Source organism: Actinomadura montaniterrae (genome assembly GCF_008923365.1).
Lineage (GTDB): Bacteria > Actinomycetota > Actinomycetes > Streptosporangiales > Streptosporangiaceae > Spirillospora > Spirillospora montaniterrae.
Genome location: NZ_WBMR01000179.1, coordinates 1 through 19,386, shown reverse-complemented (window position 1 = coordinate 19,386; position 19,386 = coordinate 1). Strand labels below are relative to the sequence as shown.

19 protein-coding genes are annotated in these 19,386 nt (G+C 73.3%); 8 read left to right on the top strand and 11 right to left on the bottom strand.

Features of this window, described 5'->3' with window-relative positions:
• Positions 1–192, bottom strand: a 192-nt coding sequence (locus F9B16_RS51560) for a hypothetical protein (protein ID WP_192809194.1), incomplete at its 3' end; no start/stop codon positions are given.
• 290 nt (positions 193–482) lie between these two features.
• Here F9B16_RS51560 and F9B16_RS38235 point away from each other — a divergent pair.
• Entirely contained in the window at positions 483–956 is a 474-nt protein-coding gene (locus F9B16_RS38235) for a hypothetical protein (RefSeq protein ID WP_151545118.1), read from the top strand.
• A 145-nt stretch (positions 957–1,101) separates the two neighbouring features.
• Here the strand turns inward: F9B16_RS38235 and F9B16_RS38230 are convergent, their stop codons facing one another.
• From F9B16_RS38230 to F9B16_RS38220, 3 genes are read right to left on the bottom strand one after another with little or no spacing between them, the layout of a single operon-like run.
• Positions 1,102–2,154, bottom strand: coding sequence for an ABC transporter substrate-binding protein (locus F9B16_RS38230; protein WP_151545117.1), 1,053 nt, complete (start codon positions 2,152–2,154; stop codon positions 1,102–1,104).
• Positions 2,155–2,196: 42 nt separating this feature from the next.
• A complete protein-coding gene (locus F9B16_RS38225; protein ID WP_151545116.1) occupies positions 2,197–3,123 on the bottom strand; it encodes an ABC transporter permease in 927 nt (308 codons plus the stop codon).
• Complete coding sequence (locus tag F9B16_RS38220; protein ID WP_151545115.1) at positions 3,113–3,970, bottom strand: ABC transporter ATP-binding protein; 858 nt, start codon at positions 3,968–3,970, stop codon at positions 3,113–3,115. The genes F9B16_RS38225 and F9B16_RS38220 overlap by 11 nt, the downstream gene beginning before the upstream one ends.
• 158 nt (positions 3,971–4,128) lie before the next feature.
• Between F9B16_RS38220 and F9B16_RS38215 the strand changes: the two genes are divergently transcribed.
• Together F9B16_RS38215 and F9B16_RS38210 are read left to right on the top strand one after the other, a co-directional pair.
• Positions 4,129–5,748, top strand: coding sequence for an ATP-binding protein (locus F9B16_RS38215; RefSeq protein WP_151545114.1), 1,620 nt, complete (start codon positions 4,129–4,131; stop codon positions 5,746–5,748).
• Positions 5,745–6,524 carry a response regulator gene (locus F9B16_RS38210; protein WP_318839282.1) on the top strand — a complete coding sequence of 260 codons (780 nt, stop codon included), beginning with the start codon at positions 5,745–5,747 and terminating at the stop codon, positions 6,522–6,524. Before F9B16_RS38215 ends, F9B16_RS38210 begins: the two co-directional genes overlap by 4 nt.
• Here the strand turns inward: F9B16_RS38210 and F9B16_RS38205 are convergent.
• The 5 genes from F9B16_RS38205 to aceA form a co-directional block, all read right to left on the bottom strand.
• Positions 6,473–7,477: an ABC transporter ATP-binding protein gene (locus F9B16_RS38205; RefSeq protein WP_404800550.1), complete on the bottom strand. Its 1,005-nt coding sequence runs from the start codon at positions 7,475–7,477 to the stop codon at positions 6,473–6,475. The two genes, F9B16_RS38210 and F9B16_RS38205, sit on opposite strands and share 52 nt — an antisense overlap.
• Before the next feature lie 4 nt (positions 7,478–7,481).
• Positions 7,482–8,297 carry an ABC transporter permease gene (locus F9B16_RS38200; RefSeq protein WP_151545113.1) on the bottom strand — a complete coding sequence of 272 codons (816 nt, stop codon included), beginning with the start codon at positions 8,295–8,297 and terminating at the stop codon, positions 7,482–7,484.
• Positions 8,290–9,078 carry an ABC transporter permease gene (locus F9B16_RS38195; protein WP_151545112.1) on the bottom strand — a complete coding sequence of 263 codons (789 nt, stop codon included), beginning with the start codon at positions 9,076–9,078 and terminating at the stop codon, positions 8,290–8,292. The genes F9B16_RS38200 and F9B16_RS38195 overlap by 8 nt, the downstream gene beginning before the upstream one ends.
• Before the next feature lie 100 nt (positions 9,079–9,178).
• Positions 9,179–10,690 (bottom strand): M1 family metallopeptidase, encoded by a 1,512-nt coding sequence (locus tag F9B16_RS38190; protein ID WP_151545111.1) that lies wholly within the window; start codon positions 10,688–10,690, stop codon positions 9,179–9,181.
• 224 nt (positions 10,691–10,914) lie between these two features.
• Positions 10,915–12,198, bottom strand: a complete 1,284-nt coding sequence (aceA, locus tag F9B16_RS38185; RefSeq protein ID WP_151545110.1) for an isocitrate lyase — start codon at positions 12,196–12,198, stop codon at positions 10,915–10,917.
• Between the two features lie 150 nt (positions 12,199–12,348).
• Here aceA and F9B16_RS38180 point away from each other — a divergent pair, with 150 nt between their 5' ends.
• The 3 genes from F9B16_RS38180 to F9B16_RS38170 all read left to right on the top strand — a co-directional run bounded on the left by F9B16_RS38180 (position 12,349) and on the right by F9B16_RS38170 (position 16,300).
• Complete coding sequence (locus F9B16_RS38180) at positions 12,349–13,785, top strand: helix-turn-helix domain-containing protein (RefSeq protein WP_151545109.1); 1,437 nt, start codon at positions 12,349–12,351, stop codon at positions 13,783–13,785.
• Between the two features lie 189 nt (positions 13,786–13,974).
• Positions 13,975–14,958: a glucosyl-3-phosphoglycerate synthase gene (locus tag F9B16_RS38175; protein WP_151545108.1), complete on the top strand. Its 984-nt coding sequence runs from the start codon at positions 13,975–13,977 to the stop codon at positions 14,956–14,958.
• A gap of 112 nt (positions 14,959–15,070) precedes the next feature.
• Complete coding sequence (locus tag F9B16_RS38170) at positions 15,071–16,300, top strand: acyl-CoA dehydrogenase family protein (RefSeq protein WP_151545107.1); 1,230 nt, start codon at positions 15,071–15,073, stop codon at positions 16,298–16,300.
• Between the two features lie 27 nt (positions 16,301–16,327).
• On the opposite strand, the gene F9B16_RS38165 is transcribed toward F9B16_RS38170, so the two are convergent.
• The gene (locus tag F9B16_RS38165) at positions 16,328–17,695 is read right to left on the bottom strand and encodes a hypothetical protein (protein WP_225992311.1); all 1,368 of its coding nucleotides are present in this window, start codon (positions 17,693–17,695) and stop codon (positions 16,328–16,330) included.
• Between the two features lie 209 nt (positions 17,696–17,904).
• On the opposite strand from F9B16_RS38165, the gene F9B16_RS38160 reads away from it, so the two are divergent.
• Positions 17,905–18,561: a TetR family transcriptional regulator gene (locus F9B16_RS38160; RefSeq protein WP_151545106.1), complete on the top strand. Its 657-nt coding sequence runs from the start codon at positions 17,905–17,907 to the stop codon at positions 18,559–18,561.
• Positions 18,558–19,025 (top strand): phosphomannose isomerase type II C-terminal cupin domain, encoded by a 468-nt coding sequence (locus tag F9B16_RS38155; RefSeq protein ID WP_225992310.1) that lies wholly within the window; start codon positions 18,558–18,560, stop codon positions 19,023–19,025. The genes F9B16_RS38160 and F9B16_RS38155 overlap by 4 nt, the downstream gene beginning before the upstream one ends.
• A 41-nt stretch (positions 19,026–19,066) precedes the next feature.
• Here the strand turns inward: F9B16_RS38155 and F9B16_RS51555 are convergent.
• Positions 19,067–19,386: hypothetical protein (locus F9B16_RS51555; RefSeq protein WP_192809193.1), on the bottom strand; the 320-nt coding region annotated here is incomplete at its 5' end.

Genomic DNA, 19,386 nt, shown 5'->3' with positions numbered 1-19,386 from the left:
CCAGCACGCGACCAGCGCCCAGGTCGGCGGCCGCAGCAGCAGGCCGAGGTGGTAGACGACCGTCCACACCGCGAAGGCCAGGACGGCGGCGTCGACCGCCGCGTCCACGGCGCGTCCGGCGCGTCCGGTGCGGTCCGCGTCCGGCGCGGCGCCGCCGAGGCCGCCGGCGGCGGGCCCCCCTGATCCGATCATGCTTCCCCCGAGAGCCAAGGCGTGCTGTCGTTGCCTCTTTCTTCGCCGCAGAGGCGGAACGCGTTCGCGGCGGCCGCGGATTTGATCTTGTTGCGTAGGACGCCCGGCCCGGCGGGGCGGTTGGCCGTCCGCGGCCGATTCCTGGAGGTTCCCTGAAGATTCGCTGCATGTCCTGCCGGTGATCGCACGGCGAGGGGCAATAAGTCCGGATTTACTGCGCCGTGCCCGGTGGGCATGTTCTGATGGACCGGTCACCGGAAGGGCGCGCGTTCGATGGGATGTGATGCGCGGTGCGCCACGCGTTCGGCTTCGTCCTCGGCGTCCTGCTGACGCCCGCGCTGGCGTACGGCGCCGCCTGGGGTTTCGTGCAGGGCGGGCAGTCCTTCGACGGGACCGGCCAGGAGATCACCGACCGCACCCGCATCTACGGGGCCTTCGCGCTGCTCGCCGCCGTCGGCCTGGTGATGGGCGTGATCATCGTGGCCCGCTGGGCGTCGCCGCTCGTCTCGCTCGTGCCCGCGCTGGCGCTGCTCGGCTTCTCGGTCGCCTTCCTCATCGACCCCGGCCGCGTCCTGGACCTGCCCTCCAAGGTGCCGCCGTCGGGCGACATGGACGACGGGCTGCGGACGCTGCTCGGCTCCGGGATGTACGCGATGATGGGGTTCGCGCTGCTGATGCCGTCCTGGGCGCCGCGCCGCTGGAGCTCCGGCCGCCGCGACGACGAGCCCGCCGACGTGGACTTCTACTCCGCCGCGGGCCGCTGACGGCGGGCCGGCGACGGGACGTCGCCCGTCCCGACGCGGGACGGGCCGCCCGTGAATGCGAGCGGGCCGCCCGTGAATGCGAGCGGGCCGGACCTCCGCGCAAGGTCCGGCCCGCCTCCGTCGCGCCCCTCGGGGGCGCCGCCCGTCAGGACTGCTTCGCCTTGGTGACGAACTGGGTCGTGTAGGTCTTCGACAGGTCCACCTGGTCCTTCTTGCCCTGCACGTTGGGCGAGAACTGGGCCAGCACCTCCAGCACGTTCTTCGCGCCCTCGGCGGGCATGACGCCGTCGCCGTTGAACATGCTGATCGAGTCGGTGATCGCCTTCTCGTACAGCTTCGGGTCGCCGCCCGCGTAGTCGGCCGGCATCTTCGCCGCGATCTCCGCCGGCTTGTGCTGCTTGATCCAGCCCAGCGTCTTGACGAACGCGTTCGCGAGCTTCTGCACCGTCTCGGCGTGCGACTTCACGTACGAGCAGTCCATGTACAGCGAGCTGGACGGGTACAGCCCGCCGAGCGCCTTGCGGGTGCCGTCCTCGGTGCGCATCTCGACCATGACCTTCGCCTTGCCGGTGCTGACGAGCTTGGCGATGGTCGGGTCGGTGGTCATGCCGGCGTCGATGCCGCCGTTGTCCAGCGTCGAGATGAACGTCGGGCCGGCGCCCGCCTTCACCGTCGTGTAGTCCGAGGTCTTCACGCCGTTGCGGACCGCGAGCGCCCGGGTGATGAAGTCGGTGGACGAGCCCGGGCTGGTCACGCCGAGCTTCTTGCCCTTGAACGCGGCGGGCGACGCCAGCGAGCCCGCCTTCTTCGCCGCGACCATCTCCGCCTCGCCGGGCACGTCGGCCATCTGCACGACGCTCTGCACGCACTTGCCCTTGGTCTGCAGGTCGATGGTGTGGTCGTAGAACCCGACGACGCCCTGGACGTCCCCGGAGATCAGCACGTTCTCGGCCTGCGCGCCGGCCGGCTCGGTGAGCAGCTGGACGTCGAGGCCCTGCTCCTTGAAGTAGCCGAGCTGCTCGGTGAGCTTGGCGGGCAGGTAGATGACCTTGTCGATGCCGCCGACCATGATCTTGACGGTGCCGCCGTCCTTGCCGCCGCCGTCCCCGCCGCCGCGCGAGTCGCGGCAGGCCGAGACGGACAGGGCGGTGAGGGCGGCGACCGCGGCGGCGGTGACGCGGATCGGGGTGGTGCGCATGGTGGTTCTCCTGGTCGTGCGGGGGGGTGGGGGCGGGGCCGGTCAGATCTGCGGGTCGGCGCCGGCGGCCGGCGGGCGCCAGCGCAGCAGCCGGCCCTCGACCATGGTGAGCAGCCACTCGGCGAGCAGCGCCAGCACCGTGATGATGATCATTCCGGCGTAGATGCCGGCCGAGTCGAAGGTGCCCTGGGAGTGGTTGATGAGCAGGCCGAGGCCCTTGTCGGCGCCGCTGTACTCGCCGACGATCGCGCCGATGATCGCGAACCCGAACGCCGAGTGCAGCGAGGCGAGGATCCACGAGGTGGCGCTCGGCACCACGATCGTCCAGAGCACCTGCATCCGGCCGGCGCCGAGGATCCGGGCGTTGTTCACCAGGTTCCGGTCGACCTCGCGGGCGCCCTGGAAGGCGTTGAAGAACACCGCGAAGAACACCAGGACGAACGCGGTCGCGATCTTGGACTCCATGCCGAGCCCGAACCAGATCACGAACAGCGAGGCCAGGATGATCCGCGGGATCGCGTTCACCGCCTTGATGAACGGCGCGCACACGTCGGACAGGTAGCGGCTGCGGCCGAGCACGATGCCGAGCACCACGCCGCCCGCGGCGCCGAGCACGAAACCGGCCACCGCCTCCTGCAGGGTGTAGGAGATCTGCTCCCAGATCGAGCCCTGCGAGGTCCCGTCGGTGAACCAGCCGGCCAGCCGGCTCCAGATCTTCGACGGCATCGAGTAGTAGAACGGGTCGATCCAGTTGCGGGCGGCCAGCTCCCACGAGCCGAGCCACGCCGCGATGAGCAGGACGCGGACGCCGTTGACGCCGATCCGGCGGCGCAGCCCGGCCGAGCGCATCCGCGCGATCGCGGCGGACTCGTCCGGGCCGCCGGGCGGCCCGCCCGGGGCCGGGGCCGGGGCCGCCTGCGCCTCCGGCGCGGCCTCGGCGGCCTGCACGGTCTCCGATTCACGCGGCATGGCCGGCGCCCCTCTCCCTGGTGATCTGGACCTCTTCGCGCAGCGACTCCCAGACCTCCCGATAGATGTCCAGGAACTCCGCGGTGAGCCGCACCTCCTCGGCGTCGCGGGGCCGCTCCAGCGGCACCGCGAACGTGCCCTTGATCGTGGCGGGCCCGGCCGTCATGACCACCACCCGGTCGGCGAGGACGAGCGCCTCCTCCAGGTCATGGGTGACGAACACGACCGCCGCGCCCGAGCCCGACCACAGCCGCAGCAGCTCGTCCTGCATGAGCCCGCGGGTCTGCACGTCCAGCGCCGAGAACGGCTCGTCCATCAGCAGCACCGACGGCTCGTTGACCAGCGTCTGGGCGAGCGCGACGCGCTTGCGCATCCCGCCGGACAGCTGGTGCGGGTAGTAGCCCTCGAAGCCTTCGAGGCCGACCCGGGCGACCCAGTCGCGGGCGCGCTCGCGGGCCTCCCGCTTGCCGGTCCCGCGGTACCGGGGGCCGGTCGCGACGTTGTCCAGGACGGTCCGCCACGGCAGCACGGCGTCGTTCTGGAACATGTAGCCGACGCCGTCGGGGATGCCCTCGACGGGCCGGCCGTGCACGAGGGCGCCGCCCTCCGACGCCGGCTCCAGGCCGGACACCAGGGACAGGGTGGTGGACTTCCCGCAGCCGGTCGGCCCGACCACGGCGACGAACTCGCCGGCCCGGACGGTCATGTTCAGGTCGCGGACCGCGGTGTGCACGCCGCCGCCGGACGAGCGGAAGCGCTTGGTCGCGCCCCGCAGCTCGATGACGGGATCGCCCGTGCTCACGCGGCCGTCGTCCGCGTTCTCGGGGGTGGTTGCTCGCTTGGGCATGGCGGCACCGTAGGGATGTGGCCCGCGTCACCGGAACCCTTGCCCGCGATGTGCTCGCAAGCCGCGAATTCCCACGTTGAGCGCGTATTCCGGACTTCTGCTCTTTTTGCTCGCCGGGGTCTGGGCGGCGGGGCCCGGCGTGACGTACGGTGCGGGTCATGTCCGTCCGGCCCCGCATCCCCTTCGCCCGGCAGGTCCTGATCCTGCAGGTGGGCGTGGTCGTCGTCGTGGCATGCCTCGGCTACGGGCTGGTCGCCTGGATGCTGGACGGCGAGCTGCGCGACCAGTACGGGCAGCGGGCCCTCACCGTCGCCCGCGCCGTCGCCGTCGACCCGCAGATCGAGGCCGCGGTCGCCGCGGGCGATCCCGGGCACGTCGTGCAGGAGCGCGCCGAGCGCGTCCGGATCCGCACCGGCGCGCTGTTCGTCGTGGTGACCGACCGGCACGGCATCCGGTACTCGCATCCGACGCCGTCCGAGGTCGGCAGGCGGGTGAGCACCGACCCGTCGGCGGCGCTCGCCGGGCACGAGGTCGTCAACGTCGAGCGCGGCACCCTCGGCCTGTCCGCGCGCGGCAAGGTGCCGCTGTACGGGCCGCAGGGCGGCGTCCTCGGCGAGGTCAGCGTCGGGTTCGACGCCGGCGCGATCGACCAGGAGCTCGGCCGCCTGCTGCGCGACCTGACGCTGTTCATCGCCGGCGCCGTGCTGCTCGGGGTGCTGGCCTCCGCCGCGATCGGCCGCCGGCTGAAGCGCCAGACGCTCGGCCTGGAACCGTACGAGCTGGCCGAGCTGGTGCAGGAGCGGGAGGCCGTCCTGCACGGCGTCGGGGAGGGCGTGGTGGCGGTCGACACGGCGGGCCGCGTCGCGGTCTGCAACGACGAGGCGGCCCGGCTCCTCGGCGCGGCCCCCGAGCGCGGCGCGGCCGCCGCCGGGCTCGCGCCGGTGGGGGCGCTGCGGGACGTGCTGACCGGCGCCCGCGAGGCCGCCAACCTGTTCGTCACCGCCGGGGAGCGGGTGCTGGTGGTGAACCGGCGGGAGGTCCGCCGCGACGGCCGCGACCTCGGCGCCGTGGTCACCCTGCGCGACCGCACCGACCTGGAGACCCTCGCCCGCGAGCTGGACTCGGTCAGCACGCTGTTCGACGCGCTGCGCGCGCAGCGGCACGAGTACGCCAACCGGCTGCACACCCTGTCCGGGCTGCTCCAGCTCGGGCACGCCGAGGAGGCCGCCGGCTACCTCGGCGCGCTGATGGACGACGAGGTCGGCCGGCTGCCCGCCGAGGAGGAGCTGCCCGACCCGCTCACCGACCCCTACCTGCGGGCCTTCCTGGCGGCGAAGTCGGCGGTCGCCGCCGAGAAGGGCGTCCGGCTGGACATCGGCTCCGCCAGCTACGTGCCGGGCCGGGTCGCCGAGCCGCTGGACGTGACGACGGTCGTCGGGAACCTCGTCGACAACGCCGTCGAGGCCGCCCGGCTCGGCCGCCGCCGCCCCGCCCGGGTGGAGGTCGAGCTGCTCGGCGACGGCCGCGACCTGCACGTCACCGTCGCCGACTCCGGCGACGGGCTGCCGGAGGGATTGCGCGAGGCCGTCTTCGACGACGGGGTGTCCACCCGGGAGGCGGCCGGCGGGCGCTCGCGCGGCCTCGGCCTCGGGCTGGCCCGCCGCACCGCCCGGGCCCGCGACGGCGACGTCGCGTTCGTCGACCCGGGCGGGGACGGGACGGGCGCGGTCGCGCTGGCCCGGCTGCCCGGCGTCCTGGGTGCGGAGGCGGCCCGGTGACCGGGCTTGGAACCGGTGCGGTGACCGGGCGCGCAGCAGGGGCGGCCGGACATGGAGGCGGTGCGGCGGCCGAGCACGGCGCCGCGATCGGGGAGCGGGAAGGCGGCGCGGTGATCGGGGTGCTGGTGGTGGACGACGACTTCCGGGTGGCGCAGGTGCACGCCGGGTTCGTGGCGGGCCTGCCCGGCTTCGCCGTCACGGGCCTCGCGCACACCGCCGCCGAGGCCCGGTCGATGGCCGCCGAGCTGGCGCCCGACCTCGTCCTGCTGGACGTCTACCTGCCGGACGAGCCGGGCCTGGCGCTGCTGCCCGAGCTCGCCGCGGACGTGATCATGGCGACCGCGGCGGCGGACCCCGGCGTCGTCCGGGAGGCGCTCGCCGGCGGCGCGCTGCACTACCTGATCAAGCCGTTCACCGCCGCCGCGCTCGGCGAGCGGCTCACCGCGTACGCCCGCTACCGGGCCGCGCTGGCCGGCGGGAACGCGCTGTCGCAGGCCGCCCTCGACGGCGCGCTGCGCGCCCTGTACGCGCCGCTGCACGTAGAGCCGTCCGCGCCGAAGGGGCAGTCGCCGGTGACGGCCCGGCTGATCGCCGAGGCGCTGCGGGCGGCGGACGAGCCGCGCTCGGCGGCCGAGGTCGCCGACCTCGTCGGGATCTCCCGCGCCACCGCGCAGCGCTACCTCGCCGGGCTCGCGCAGTCCGGCCGGGTCGTGGTGACGCTGCGCTACGGCGCGACGGGCCGTCCCGAGCACCAGTACGCGTGGTCGCCGCGGTAGAGCCCGGCGAGCACCTCCTCGATGCCGGCCTCGCGCAGCGCGATGTCGCGGATCTCGTGGCGCTCCGCGAGCGCCGCCACCAGCGCCGCGGCGTTCTCCTCGCGCGGGATCCGCAGCCACTGCCGCGCCCCCTCGACCCGCTCGGCGGTGATCTCCCCGAGCGCGATCGGCGGGGCGGGCGCGGCCAGCTCGACCACCAGCGTCCGGTCGGCGTCGACGGTGCGGCGCAGCTCGTCCAAGCCGCCGTCGTAGGCGAGCCGCCCCCGATCGATGATCATGACGCGCCGGCAGAGCCGCTCGATGTCGCCGAGGTCGTGCGTGGTCAGCAGGATCGTGGTGCCGCGCTCCCGGTTGATCCGCTCCAGGAAGTCGCGGACGGTCGTCTTGCTCACCACGTCCAGCCCGATCGTCGGCTCGTCCAGCACCAGCAGCTCCGGGTCGTGCAGCAGCGCGGCGGCGAGGTCGCCGCGCATCCGCTGGCCGAGGCTGAGCTGCCGCACCGGCGTGTGCAGGAACGGCTCCAGCTCCAGCAGCGCGGTCAGCTCCGCCAGCCGCGCCCGGTGCGCCGCCGCGTCCACCCGGTACAGCCGCCGGACGAGGGTGAGGCTGTCGCGCAGCGGCAGGTCCCACCACAGCGTCGTCCGCTGCCCGAACACGACGCCGATCCGGCGGGCGAGGGCCGTCCGGCGGCGCGACGGGTCGAGCCCGCACACCCGCAGGCCGCCGGACGTGGCCGTCAGGATCCCGGTCAGCATCTTGATCGTCGTCGACTTGCCCGCGCCGTTCGGCCCGAGGTACCCGACGAACTCGCCGCGCCCGACGGTGAACGACACCCCGTCCACGGCGCGCAGCGTGGTCCGGGCGCGCCGCCGCCCGCCGGCGCGCCCGCGGACGGTGAACGACTTGACGACGTCCCGGGCCTCGATCATCGGCCCGTCCTCGATCGCCGGCATCGGCTCAGCTCCCTGTCGATCGGTAGTGCCGGATCCCCGCCCGCCAGGCGACCGCCGCCGCGGCGCACAGCGCGGCGGCGATGGCGGGGGAGGCGAACCGCGCCGCCGCCGGCAGCCCGAGCGGGTCCGGCCGGTCCAGGACGTACAGCGCGGGCTGCCAGTTGACGAACGCCAGCGGCACGACGAACGTCACCCCGCGCACGAAGTCCCGGGCGAACACCGTCATCGGGTACTGGGTGACGAACGCGCCGCCGTAGGTGAGCGACTTCGTGGCGCCGTGGCTGTCGACCAGCACGAACTGCACCGCCGCCGTCAGCACCCACAGCCCCGCGAAGATCGCCGTCCCGGACAGCGCCATCAGCGGGATCATCGCGACGCGGCCCGGCGTCCACGGCACGTCCAGCCGGGGCAGCGCGAACGCGAGGACCGCCGTCGCCGGGATGAGCTTGCCGAGCCGGCGGGCCGAGAAGTTCTCGGTCGCGAGCTGGATCAGCGGGCTCACCGGACGCACGAGCACCGCGTCCAGGGTCCCCAGCCGCACCCGCTCGCCGAGCTGCTCGGTGGTGCCGAGCAGCAGGTCGGAGACCGTGAACGACAGGGCGCTCGTGGCGTAGAGGAAGAGCACCTCGGGCGCGGTGAACCCGGCGATGCGCGGCGCCCGCGAGAACAGCACGAGGATCGCGGCGGCGTCCAGGAAGCTGACGGCCGCGGTCGCCACCGCGAGCAGCGCCAGCGACACCGGGTACTGCGCCGCCGCGCGGATCCACGTCCACGCCAGCAGCGCGTACGTCCGCACCGGCCGCGTTCCGCGCTCAACCACCGTGGATCACCAGCTTCCGGCGCGCCGCGCGGGTCAGCAGCCACCCGGCGGCGAGCAGGACCGCCGCCCAGCCGGCCTGGAACGCCAGCGCGCCGAGCAGCCCCGCACCGGTGCGGTGGCCGAGGAACACGTCCGCCGGCACCTGGAGCTGCGCCGCCCAGGGCAGCAGCAGCGCGATGTCGCCGAGCCGCCTGGGGAACACCACCAGCGGCAGGATCATGCCGGAGAAGAACAGCGACATCACGAGCGTGACCGCGTTCAGGCCCCGGTCGTCGTGCAGCCAGAACATGCCGAGCGCCACGAGGTAGCGGAGCGCGAAGCTCACCAGGGCGCCCAGCGCGACCGCCGCCGCGAACGCGGCGAGCCCGGCCGGGCCGGGCCAGTGGAAGGGGAACAGCAGCGCGCCCGCGGCCAGCGGCGGCCCGGCGCGCAGCAGCAGCGACCCGGTGGCGCGGCCGAGGTCCTCGGCGAGCCACCAGCCCTGCAGCCCGACCGGGCGGTGCAGGTCGATCGCGACGTCGCCGTTGCGGATCCGCTCGGTGAGGTCCATCCCGCCGAAGATCTGCACCGGGCCGATCAGCGCCTGGGTGAGGAAGCAGAACGTGACGGCGTCGGCCGCGTCGTAGCCGCCGAGGGCGGGCCGGGCGTGCCAGAGCGCCAGCAGGACGTAGGCGCGGACGAACCCGAACGCGGTGTTGGTCAGCGACTCGGCCAGGGAGCCGAGCGGGTAGGCGGCGTGGCGGCGCAGCCCGTACCACCACACCCACGGAAGGACGCCCACTTGCCGGAAGCCTAGACAAGGGACGGCCCGGCGACCACGTAATTTCGCACAGTGACCGCCGGGCCGTCCGCCCGGACCGCGTTCGCTCGCGCTCGCCGGGTCAGCCCTGGGGGAGGGAGGGCTTGATCGGGGAGTAGAGCCAGTCCTTGAAGAACGGCGTCAGGTCCTGGCCGGCGATCTGCTGGGCCAGCGCCGTGAACTGCTCGGTGGTGCCGTTGCCGTACTTGTGCTGGGCGTACCAGGTGCGCAGCACCGTGAAGAACTTGTCGTCACCGATCTTCTCGCGCAGGAACTCCAGCGCCATGCCGCCGCCGCTGTAGACCCGCTGGTTGAACATCGTGTCGCGCTGCGGGTCGGCGGTGACGACCGACCAGAAGGGACGGCCCGCCGGGTCCGGGAAGGGCCGCGCGTTGTAGGTGGCGCGGGCCTGGTCGTGGACGGTCGCGCCGCCGTGCTTCTCGCTCCAGTACCACTGCGCGAAGGTCGCGAAGCTCTCGTTCAGCCACACGTCCTTCCAGCGCTCCGGCGACACCGCGTCGCCGAACCACTGGTGCGCCAGCTCGTGCGCGATCGTGGAGGTGCTGCGGACGGCCGAGTACACCGGCTTGCTCTGCGTCTCCAGGGAGAAGCCGAGCGGCTCGCCGTTGTAGCGGGCGTCGTCGCCGATCGCGCCGGTCGTCTCGAACGCGTACTTGCCGAACAGCTGCGACCACAGGTCGGTGGCCTCGCTGGTGGTGTCGTAGAAGAAGTTCACCGCGTCCGGCTGGTCCTGCAGCAGCACCGGGTCGACGGCCGTGTAGTTGTTGATGCCGCCGGGCGTCCTGCCCTGCTTGACGTCCCACTTGCCGATGTCGATGGTGGCGAGGTAGCTGGCCATCGGGTACCGCTCGCGCCACTTGAAGGTGCTCGCGGCGGTGGCGGCGGCGCGGCGGCTGAACGCCGCGTTCCCGCTGCGCTGCCCGTCGGGCAGGCCGTTGGCGACCACGGTCAGCCCCTTCGGCACCGTGATCTCGAAGTCGTAGGTCGCCTTGTCGCTCGGGTGGTCGTTGACCGGGAACCAGGTGGACGCGCCGTTGGGCTCGTCGCCGACGAACGCGCCGTCCGGGGTGTGCAGGAAGCCGTAGGGCGAGCCGAACACGATCGGGGAGCCCACGATCGTCTGCGGGACGCCGCCGTAGGTGATCACGGTGGTGAACGTCGCGCCCTTGCGCAGGCCCTTGCGCGGCGTGATGACCAGCTCCTGCCCGCGCCGCTTGTAGTCGGCCTTGTGCTTGTCGACCTTGACGCGCTGGACGTCCATGCCGGACAGGTCCAGGTCGAAGCTCGACAGGTCCTGGGTGGCCCGCGCGGTCATGGTGACCACGCCGTCGAGCTGGTCGTAGTCGGGGTCGTAGGTGAGGTCCAGCGCGTAGTTCTGCGCGTCGTAGCCGCCGTTGCCCTCGAGCGGGAAGTAGGCGTCCCCGACGCCCTCGGCGCCGGGCGTGTAGCGGTGCTGGGCGGCGGCGGACGCCGCGGGGGCGAGCGCGACGACGCAGAGGGCGGCGACGGCGATCGGGAGCGTGCGCCCGGGGGTCGCCCGGAACGGATGGAAGCGGGGGTGGCGCTGCGCCATCGGAAGGATCCTCTCCCTTGAGTGATCACAAGCGTGCTTACGATGCCCCCAATATCGCTACATGTCGAGACTTGCTCCTGTTTTGGCCGATCATGGTCCGGGCGCCGGCCGATCATGCTCCGGACATCAGAAGGCCCCCGCGGGTGTAGGGACGCGGGGGCCTTCTGCCCGGATCAGGCCTGGGGCGACAGGCCTTGATCAGCTCACTGGGTCACCGGATCGGCTCAGTGGAACTGGCCCTCCTCGGTGGAGCCCTTGAGCGCCGTGGTGGACGAGTCCGGAGCGATCGCGGTGCTCACCATGTCGAAGTAGCCGGTGCCGGCCTCGCGCTGGTGCTTGACCGCCGTGAAGCCCTTCTCGGCCGCCGCGAACTCGCGCTCCTGCAGCTCGACGTAGGCCGTCATGCCCTCGCGGGCGTAGCCGTGCGCCAGGTCGAACATGCCGTAGTTGAGGGCGTGGAAGCCGGCCAGCGTGATGAACTGGAACTTGAAGCCCATGTGGCCGAGCTCGCGCTGGAACTTCGCGATGGTCGCGTCGTCCAGGTGCGCCTTCCAGTTGAAGGACGGCGAGCAGTTGTAGGCCAGCATCTGGTCCGGGTACTCGGCCTTGACCGCCTCGGCGAACTTGCGGGCCTGCTCCAGGTCCGGGGTGCCGGTCTCCATCCAGATGAGGTCGGAGTACGGCGCGTAGGCCTTGGCGCGGGCGATGCAGGGCTCGATGCCGTTGCGGACCCGGTAGAAGCCCTCGGCGGTGCGCTCGCCGGTGATGAACTCGCGGTCGCGCTCGTCCACGTCCGTCGTGATCAGGGTCGCGGCCTCGGCGTCGGTCCGCGCGATGATCAGGGACGGCACGTTGGAGATGTCCGCCGCGAGGCGGGCGGTGTTCAGGGTCTTGATGTGCTGCGAGGTCGGGATGAGGACCTTGCCGCCGAGGTGGCCGCACTTCTTCTCGGAGGCCAGCTGGTCCTCCCAGTGCACGCCCGCGGCGCCCGCGGCGATCATGCCCTTCATCAGCTCGAAGGCGTTCAGCACGCCGCCGAAGCCGGCCTCGGCGTCGGCCACGATCGGGGCGAGGAAGTGCGTGTCGCCCTCACCCTCGGCCCACTGGACCTGGTCGGCGCGCAGCAGCGCGTTGTTGATGCGGCGCACGACGGCCGGGACCGAGTTCGCCGGGTAGATGCTCTGGTCCGGGTAGGTCTGGCCCGCCAGGTTGGCGTCCGCCGCGACCTGCCACCCGGACAGGTAGATGGCCTTGAGGCCGGCCTTCACCTGCTGGACGGCCTGGAGCCCGGTGAGCGCGCCGAGGGAGTGGACGTAGTCCTCCTCGTGCAGGAGCTTCCAGAGCCGCTCCGCGCCGAGGCGCGCGAGGGTGTGCTCCTCCTGGACCGAGCCGCGGATGCGGACGACGTCCTCGGCCGTGTAGGTCCGCTCGACGCCCTTCCAGCGCTCGTCGGTCTCCCACTGCCGCTGCAGCTCCTCGGCTGCGCCCTTGAGGCGACTGTCGCTCATTGTCTTGCCCTTCCGTGTCGTCCCCTGGGTGCTTGGTCATGACTATGCCCGGGCCGCAACCCCTAAATGAACTCGCGAGTAACAGAAGAATCGCGAAATTTCCGCTACGATGAAGCCGTGACGACCTTGCGGCCAGAAGAACCCCTCAACTTGACGAGTGATGTAGACCTCGTCACCTTCGGGCAGCGGCTCCGCCACCTGCGGCGCAGCCGCGGCATGACGCTGTCCGACCTCGGCGAGCGCGTCGGCCGCGCCCCGTCCCAGCTCTCACTGCTGGAGAACGGCCGGCGCGAGCCCAAGCTGTCGCTGCTGCAGGCCCTCGCCACCGCGCTGGAGTGCCCGGTGGAGGAGCTGCTGCGCCGCCAGCCGCCGAGCCGCCGCGCGCAGCTGGAGATCCAGCTGGAGGAGGCGCAGCGCGACCCGCTGTACCGCACCCTCGGGCTGTCGCACCTCAAGGTCGGCAAGCGGATGCCGAACGAGGTGATCGAGCACATCCTCGCCCTCTACGGCGAGCTGAAGCGCAGCCGCACCAAGCCGACCGCGAGCCCCGAGGAGGCCCGCAAGGCCAACGCCGAGCTGCGCCGCCAGATGCACGAGCGCGGCAACCACTTCCCCGACATCGAGCGGGTCGCCGCGCAGACCCTCGACGCGGTCGGCTACCGGGGCGGCGCGGTCTCGCAGGGCATGCTGATGACCCTCGTCGGGCACTTCGGCTTCAGCCTGCAGTACGTCCAGGACCTGCCGCGCTCCGTCCGGTCCGTCACCGACCTGCGCAACCGGCGGATCTACCTGGAGCGCGAGCAGCTCGGCATGCACACGCCCCGCACGATCCTGCTGCAGACCCTCGGGCACATCGCGCTCGACCACGACCAGCCCCGCGACTTCGCCGACTTCCTGCGCCAGCGCGTCGAGGCCAACTACTTCGGCGCCGCGATCCTGATGCCCGAGCGCAGCGTCGTGCCGTTCCTGCAGGAGGCCAAGGCCGCGCGCGAGCTGTCGGTGGAGGACCTCGCCGACGTGTTCTCGGTGTCCTACGAGATGGCCGCGCACCGCTTCACCAACATCGCGACCCACCACCTCGGGCTGCAGCTGCACTTCACCAAGAACGACGAGAACGGCACGATCTACAAGGCGTACGCCAACGACGGCCTGGCGTTCCCGCAGGACGCGGACGGCGCGATCGAGGGCCAGCGGATGTGCCGCGAGTGGGCCGGCCGGCACGTGTTCGGCGCCGCCGACCGCTTCTCCGTCTACTACCAGTACACCGACACCCCCAAGGGCACCTACTGGTGCCTGTCGCACATCGACCCGAGCCACGAGCGGGACTTCGCGATCACGCTCGGCGTCCGGTTCGAGGACTCCCGCTGGTTCCGCGGCCGGGAGACCACCCGCCGGGTCAAGTCGGCGTGCCCGGACGGCGACTGCTGCCAGCGCCCGCCCAAGGAGCTGGCCGAGCGCTGGGAGGGGATGGCGTGGCCGTCCGCCCGCGCGCACTCGCACGTCCTGTCGGTGCTGCCGCCCGGCGCGTTCCCGGGCGTGGACGACGCCGACGTCTACGAGTTCCTCGACAAGCACGCCGCCGAGTGACGGCCGCGCCGCCGGGCGCCGCCCCGCGGGGCGCCGGCCGCGCCGGCGGATGTCGGGTGCGTTGCGCCGGTGTCAACTCTTCGGGTCGGCCGCCCTCTCACCGCGCGGACGGTGAATGATCTGGACGTGTCCGGTGTTTCCTCATGGTGAGGGCCGGTCGCGGGACCGTCCGCACGGGAGGGAGAGCGCGTGCTGCCTGAGGTCGCTTCGTGGTTGCGGCGCCGCACGAGCACGGCCGAGGACTGGCCGGCGCACGTCCTGCTGGACGCCAAGGGCGGCGCCGGGATCAGCGTCGTGCTGCCCGCGCGCGATGAGGAGGCGACCGTCGGCGCGATCGTCGCCGCCGTCCGCACCGACCTGATGGAGCGTGTCCCGCTGGTCGACGAGATCGTCGTCGTGGACTCCCGTTCCACCGACCGGACCGCCGCCGTCGCCGCCGCGGCGGGCGCCGAGGTCGTCGCGCAGGACGAGGTGCTGCCCGGGCAGGGCCGCATGTCCGGCAAGGGCGAGGCGCTGTGGAAGTCCCTCGCCGCCACCACCGGCGACCTGATCGTGTTCGTGGACGCCGACCTGCGCGGGTTCACCTCGTCCTACGTCACCGGGCTGCTCGGGCCGCTGCTGACCGACCCGTCGGTCGGGTACGTGAAGGGCTGCTACGACCGCCCGCTGGTCGAGGGGGAGCGGCGGGTCGAGGGCGGCGGCGGGCGCGTCACCGAGCTGGTCGCCCGCCCGCTGATCAACATGCACTGGCCGCTGCTGGCCGGAGTGATGCAGCCGCTCGGCGGGGAGTACGCGGGCCGCCGCGCGCTGCTGGAGCGGCTGCCGTTCGTCACCGGCTACGGCGTGGAGCTCGGCCTGCTGCTGGACGTCTACCAGGACGCCGGGCTGGACGCGATCGCGCAGGTCGACCTCGGCCGCCGGGTGCACGCGCACCAGTCGACCGAGGCGCTCGGCGCGATGTCCGGCCAGATCATGCTGACGGCCTGGTCGCGGCTGGAGCGGCACGGCCGGATGATCCCGCTCGGCGCGCCCTCCACCGCGCTCACCCAGTTCCGCCGGTCCGCGGCCGGGCACGACGCGCGGACCAGCGACGTCGCCGTGGGAGAGCGCCCGCCGATGATCGAGATACCGGGGTACGCCGCCGCGCGGTCCTTCTCGTCCGGCCGCGGCTGACCCGCGCCGCCCCCTCCTTCCGCGCTGTGACTCCGGCCACGGTGTTACCCGCGGTAGCACTCGATGCTGCTACCGTTGGTAACAGGCGATATTGGAGAAAGGGTCAATAATCATGACGAGCGCGGAGTCCACGCCGTTCTCGCTGGAGCTCAGCGAGGACGTGCGCGAGATCAGGGACTGGGTGCACGAGTTCGCCAAGGACGTCATCCGCCCCGCCGCCGAGGAGTGGGACGAGCGGGAGGAGACCCCCTGGCCGCTGATCCAGGAGGCGTCCAAGGTCGGGATCTACTCGCTGGACTTCTTCGCCACCCAGTGGCTGGAGCCGACCGGCCTCGGCATCCCGGTGGCCTTCGAGGAGCTGTTCTGGGGCGACGCGGGCATCGCCCTGTCCATCGTCGGCACCGGCCTCGCCGCCGCGTCGGTGGCCGCCGTCGGCACCCCCGAGCAGGTCACCGAGTGGGTGCCGCAGATGTTCGGCACCGCCGACGACATCAAGCTCGGCGCGTTCTGCGCCTCCGAGCCCGACGCGGGCAGCGACGTCGGCTCCATCCGCACCCGCGCCGTGTACGACGAGGCCAAGGACGAGTGGGTGCTGAACGGCACCAAGACCTGGGCGACCAACGGCGGCATCGCCGACGTCCACGTCGTCGTCGCCTCGGTGCACCCCGAGCTCGGCAGCCGCGGGCAGGCGAGCTTCATCGTCCCGCCGAACACCCCCGGGCTCAAGCAGGGCCAGAAGTTCAAGAAGCACGGCATCCGCGCCTCCCACACCGCCGAGGTCATCCTCGACGGCGTGCGCGTTCCGAGCCACCTGATCGTCGGCGGCAAGGAGAAGTTCGACGAGCGCATCGCCCGCGCCCGCGAGGGCAAGAGCAGCAAGGGCCAGGCCGCGATGAAGACGTTCGAGACCACGCGGCCGTCCGTCGGCGCGATGGCCCTCGGCGTCGGCCGCGCCGCCTACGACTACGCCCTGCAGTACGCGCAGGAGCGCGAGCAGTTCGGCAAGAAGATCGGCGACTTCCAGGCCATCGCCTTCAAGCTCGCCGACATGAAGACCCGCCTGGACGCCGCGCGCCTGATGGTGTGGCGGGCCGCCTGGATGGCCCGCAACGGCAAGGACTTCGAGAACGCCGAGGGCTCGATGGCCAAGCTCATGGCCAGCGAGATGTCGGTGTACGTCACCGAGGAGGCGATCCAGATCCTCGGCGGCAACGGCTACACCCGCGAGTACCCGGTCGAGCGGATGCACCGCGACTCCAAGATCTTCACGATCTTCGAGGGCACCAGCGAGATCCAGCGCCTGGTCATCGGCCGCACCGTCACCGGCCTGCCGGTCCGCTAGGCGGGCCGCCGCGCCGGACGGCCGCCGCTAGATGATCGCGGCGTCGTACAGGATCCGCTTCATCGCCGGCACGGGCAGGCCGGGATTGCGCGCCGCGCTCCCGGCCGCCTCCGGGTCGTCGAGCAGCTCCAGCAGCCGGGGCTCCGGGAGCCGGGCGTCGCGCGCCGCCGCGGCGCGCACGCCCGGCTCCCCGTCCCGGCTGAGCCGCTCGACGGCCCGCGCCGGCAGCTCCGGGTCGCGCAGCGCCAGGATCCGGGCGACCGGATCGCCGGCGTCCGCGAGGCGGGCGAGGCCCTCGCGCGGGAAGTTCGGATGCCCGGTGCGGTCCAGCCGGGTGATGAACGGCGACTCCAGGGCGACCGACAGCAGCAGCTCACCGGGTGGATCGGGATGCTTCTCCGACAGCAGCAGCCGGACGACGAAGTCCTCGTCGCCCGCCAGCCGCGCGACCAGGTCGGGCGGCAGGTGCGGGCTGTAGGCCGCGAAGCGGCGCAGCCCGGTGTGCGCGGACGTGGCGTACCGCCGCATCAGGTCGAGGTCGTCCAGCCGGTCCCAGAACCATTCCGGCGGCCTGACGCGGTCCTCCGGCCCGACGCGGTAGTCGATCGCCGCGCGCTGCTCCTCGGTCAGCTCGGGGCGCAGCGACACCGCGAGCCGCACCTCGTGCTCGGGGTCGCCCGCCAGGACGGCGACGAGGTCGGGCGGCAGGCTCGGGTTCGCGGCGACGGCCCTGCGGACGGCGTCCCGCCCGTCCCGGCACAGCGCCGCCGCCTGCCCCGGATCCAGCGGGACGCGGGCCACGGCGTCGGGGTCGCCGGCGGCCAGCAGCGGCGCGGCCACCTCGGGACGGCGGCGGGCGGCGAGCGAGACCGCCGTCCGCCGGACCTGCGGGTCGGGGTCCTCCAGCGCCGCGTCGACGATCTCGTCCGGCGGCTCCGGCCAGGTGAGCAGGGCGCCGCGGCGGACGCGGGCGTCCGGGTCCGCCGCGAGCGCGGCGCGGACGCCGTCGGGGAGGTCGCGGTCGAGGACGGCGTCGCGGACGCGCGGGTCCGGGTCGGCGGCCAGCCGCAGGACGACGTCCGCCGGCAGCGGCTCGCGGGTCCGCCGGTGCTCGGGGAGCGCGGCGAGCGACCGGCGCACGTCGGGGTCGGGATCGTCGGCGAGCAGCGCGCGGATCTCCGGCGGCGCGTGGCCCGCCACGGCGACCAGCCGCCGGGCGTGCGGGTCGGGATGCCGGACGGCGGCCGCGTAGACCGCGTCGGGCGCGTCCGCGCGGCGCAGCAGGGCGTGCCGCATGCGCGGCTCGGCCCGTTCCAGGATCAGCAGCAGGTACTCGACCGGGGCGGCGGGATTGGTCGCGACGCCCTCCAGCCGCACCGAGTAGAGCGTCCGCACCCCCGCGACCTCCTCACGCCGGCCACCGATCACGGTAGCCGCTGCGGCCGCCCGCCGGGAAGGCCGCCGGGCGGCGGACAACCCCCAGGCCAGGCGGTGTTGTCACCGGGTAACACCCACGGATACCGTTCGGTGTATGCCCGCTCGCCCAGCGCTCACCCCGCCCCACGCGCGTCCCGCGCGCACCGCCCGGCTACGGTGATCGCACCATGACGGGCGAAGCGGGCCGGAGGGCACCGGGATCCAGGCGCGATCCCGGCCGCAGGCGCGCCCTGCTCGAGGCGGCGGACCGGGTCATCCAGCGCGAGGGGCCCGAGGCCTCGATGGCCGCGATCGCCGCGGAGGCGGGCATCAGCAAGCCGATCCTGTACCGCCACTTCGGCGACAAGAGCGGCCTGTACCAGGCGCTCGCCGAGCGGCACACGCGCAAGCTGATCGAGGGCATCCGGGAGGAGTTCTCCCGGGACGACACGATCCGCGCGCGCACACGGTCCACCATCGACACCTACCTGGCGACGATCTCCAAGAACCTCAACCTCTACCGCTTCCTGATGCACCGGGCGAGCGCGGAGGACACCGCCACGCACAGCGCGATGAGCACGATGATCCGCGACGTGAGCCGGGAGCTGGCCGAGGTGATGATCGCCGAGGGCGAGATGGCGGACCGCACCCGCGCCTACGTGTGGGGCCACGCGATCGTCGGCATGGTGCAGACCGCCGGCGACTGGTGGCTCGACCAGGCCGACGAGGTGCCCCGGGAGGCCGTCGTCGACGGGCTCGCCGACCTCGTCCTCGGCGGGCTGCCGGCGGCCGCCTCCGGCGCCCGCGTCCCGCTGTTGTTCCCCGACCCGCGATCCCCGAGGTGACCGTGCAGACCGACGTGCCCGTGCCGACCGACTCCCGCGCGCAGACCGACGCGCCCGCGCCGACCGCCGCCGCGCCCGTGCGGGACCGCGCCGTGCCCGTGCGGGACGGCGCGCGCGAGGAGCCGGAGGTGCTGACCGAGCGGCGGCCCTGGGGCGCCTTCGAGCAGTTCACGCTGAACGAGCCGTCCACCGTGAAGATCATCTACGTGGAGCCGGGGCAGCGGCTCAGCCTGCAGCGGCACCGCGACCGCGACGAGCTGTGGGTCGCGCTGGACCCGGGCGCGGTGTTCGAGGTGGCGGGCCGCCGGACGCTGCCCGAGGTGGGGGAGCGGGTCCTGATCCGGGCGGGGCAGACGCACCGGCTGGGCTCGGACGGCCCCGCGGTCCGGGTCATGGAGATCGCGTTCGGGCACTTCGACGAGGACGACATCGAGCGGCTCGAGGACTCCTACGGCCGAGCCTGACCCTCGCCTCCCGGCCCGTCCGGGCGGGCGGGAGGAGGCGGTCAGCCGCGCGTCCGGCGGAACCGGGACCGCACCAGCGCCGCCGCGCCGGTCCCGGCCGCGCCCGCCGCGAGCACCAGCGCCACCGACGTCCACGGCACGTCCAGCTGGTCTTCGCCGCCCATCGCCCAGCCGTGCGGGCGCGGGCGCCGCGGGCGCCGCACGTCCAGGGGCACCCGCCCGGCCTGCCCGGACGGGACGCATCCGACCGCCACGGGCCGCCGTCCCGTCTCCCCGGCCACCCGGGCCTCGACGCGGAACCGGCCGTCGCGCACCGTGCCCTCGCCGGTCGCGGCGCCGGAGACGCGGACGCCCCGGTCCC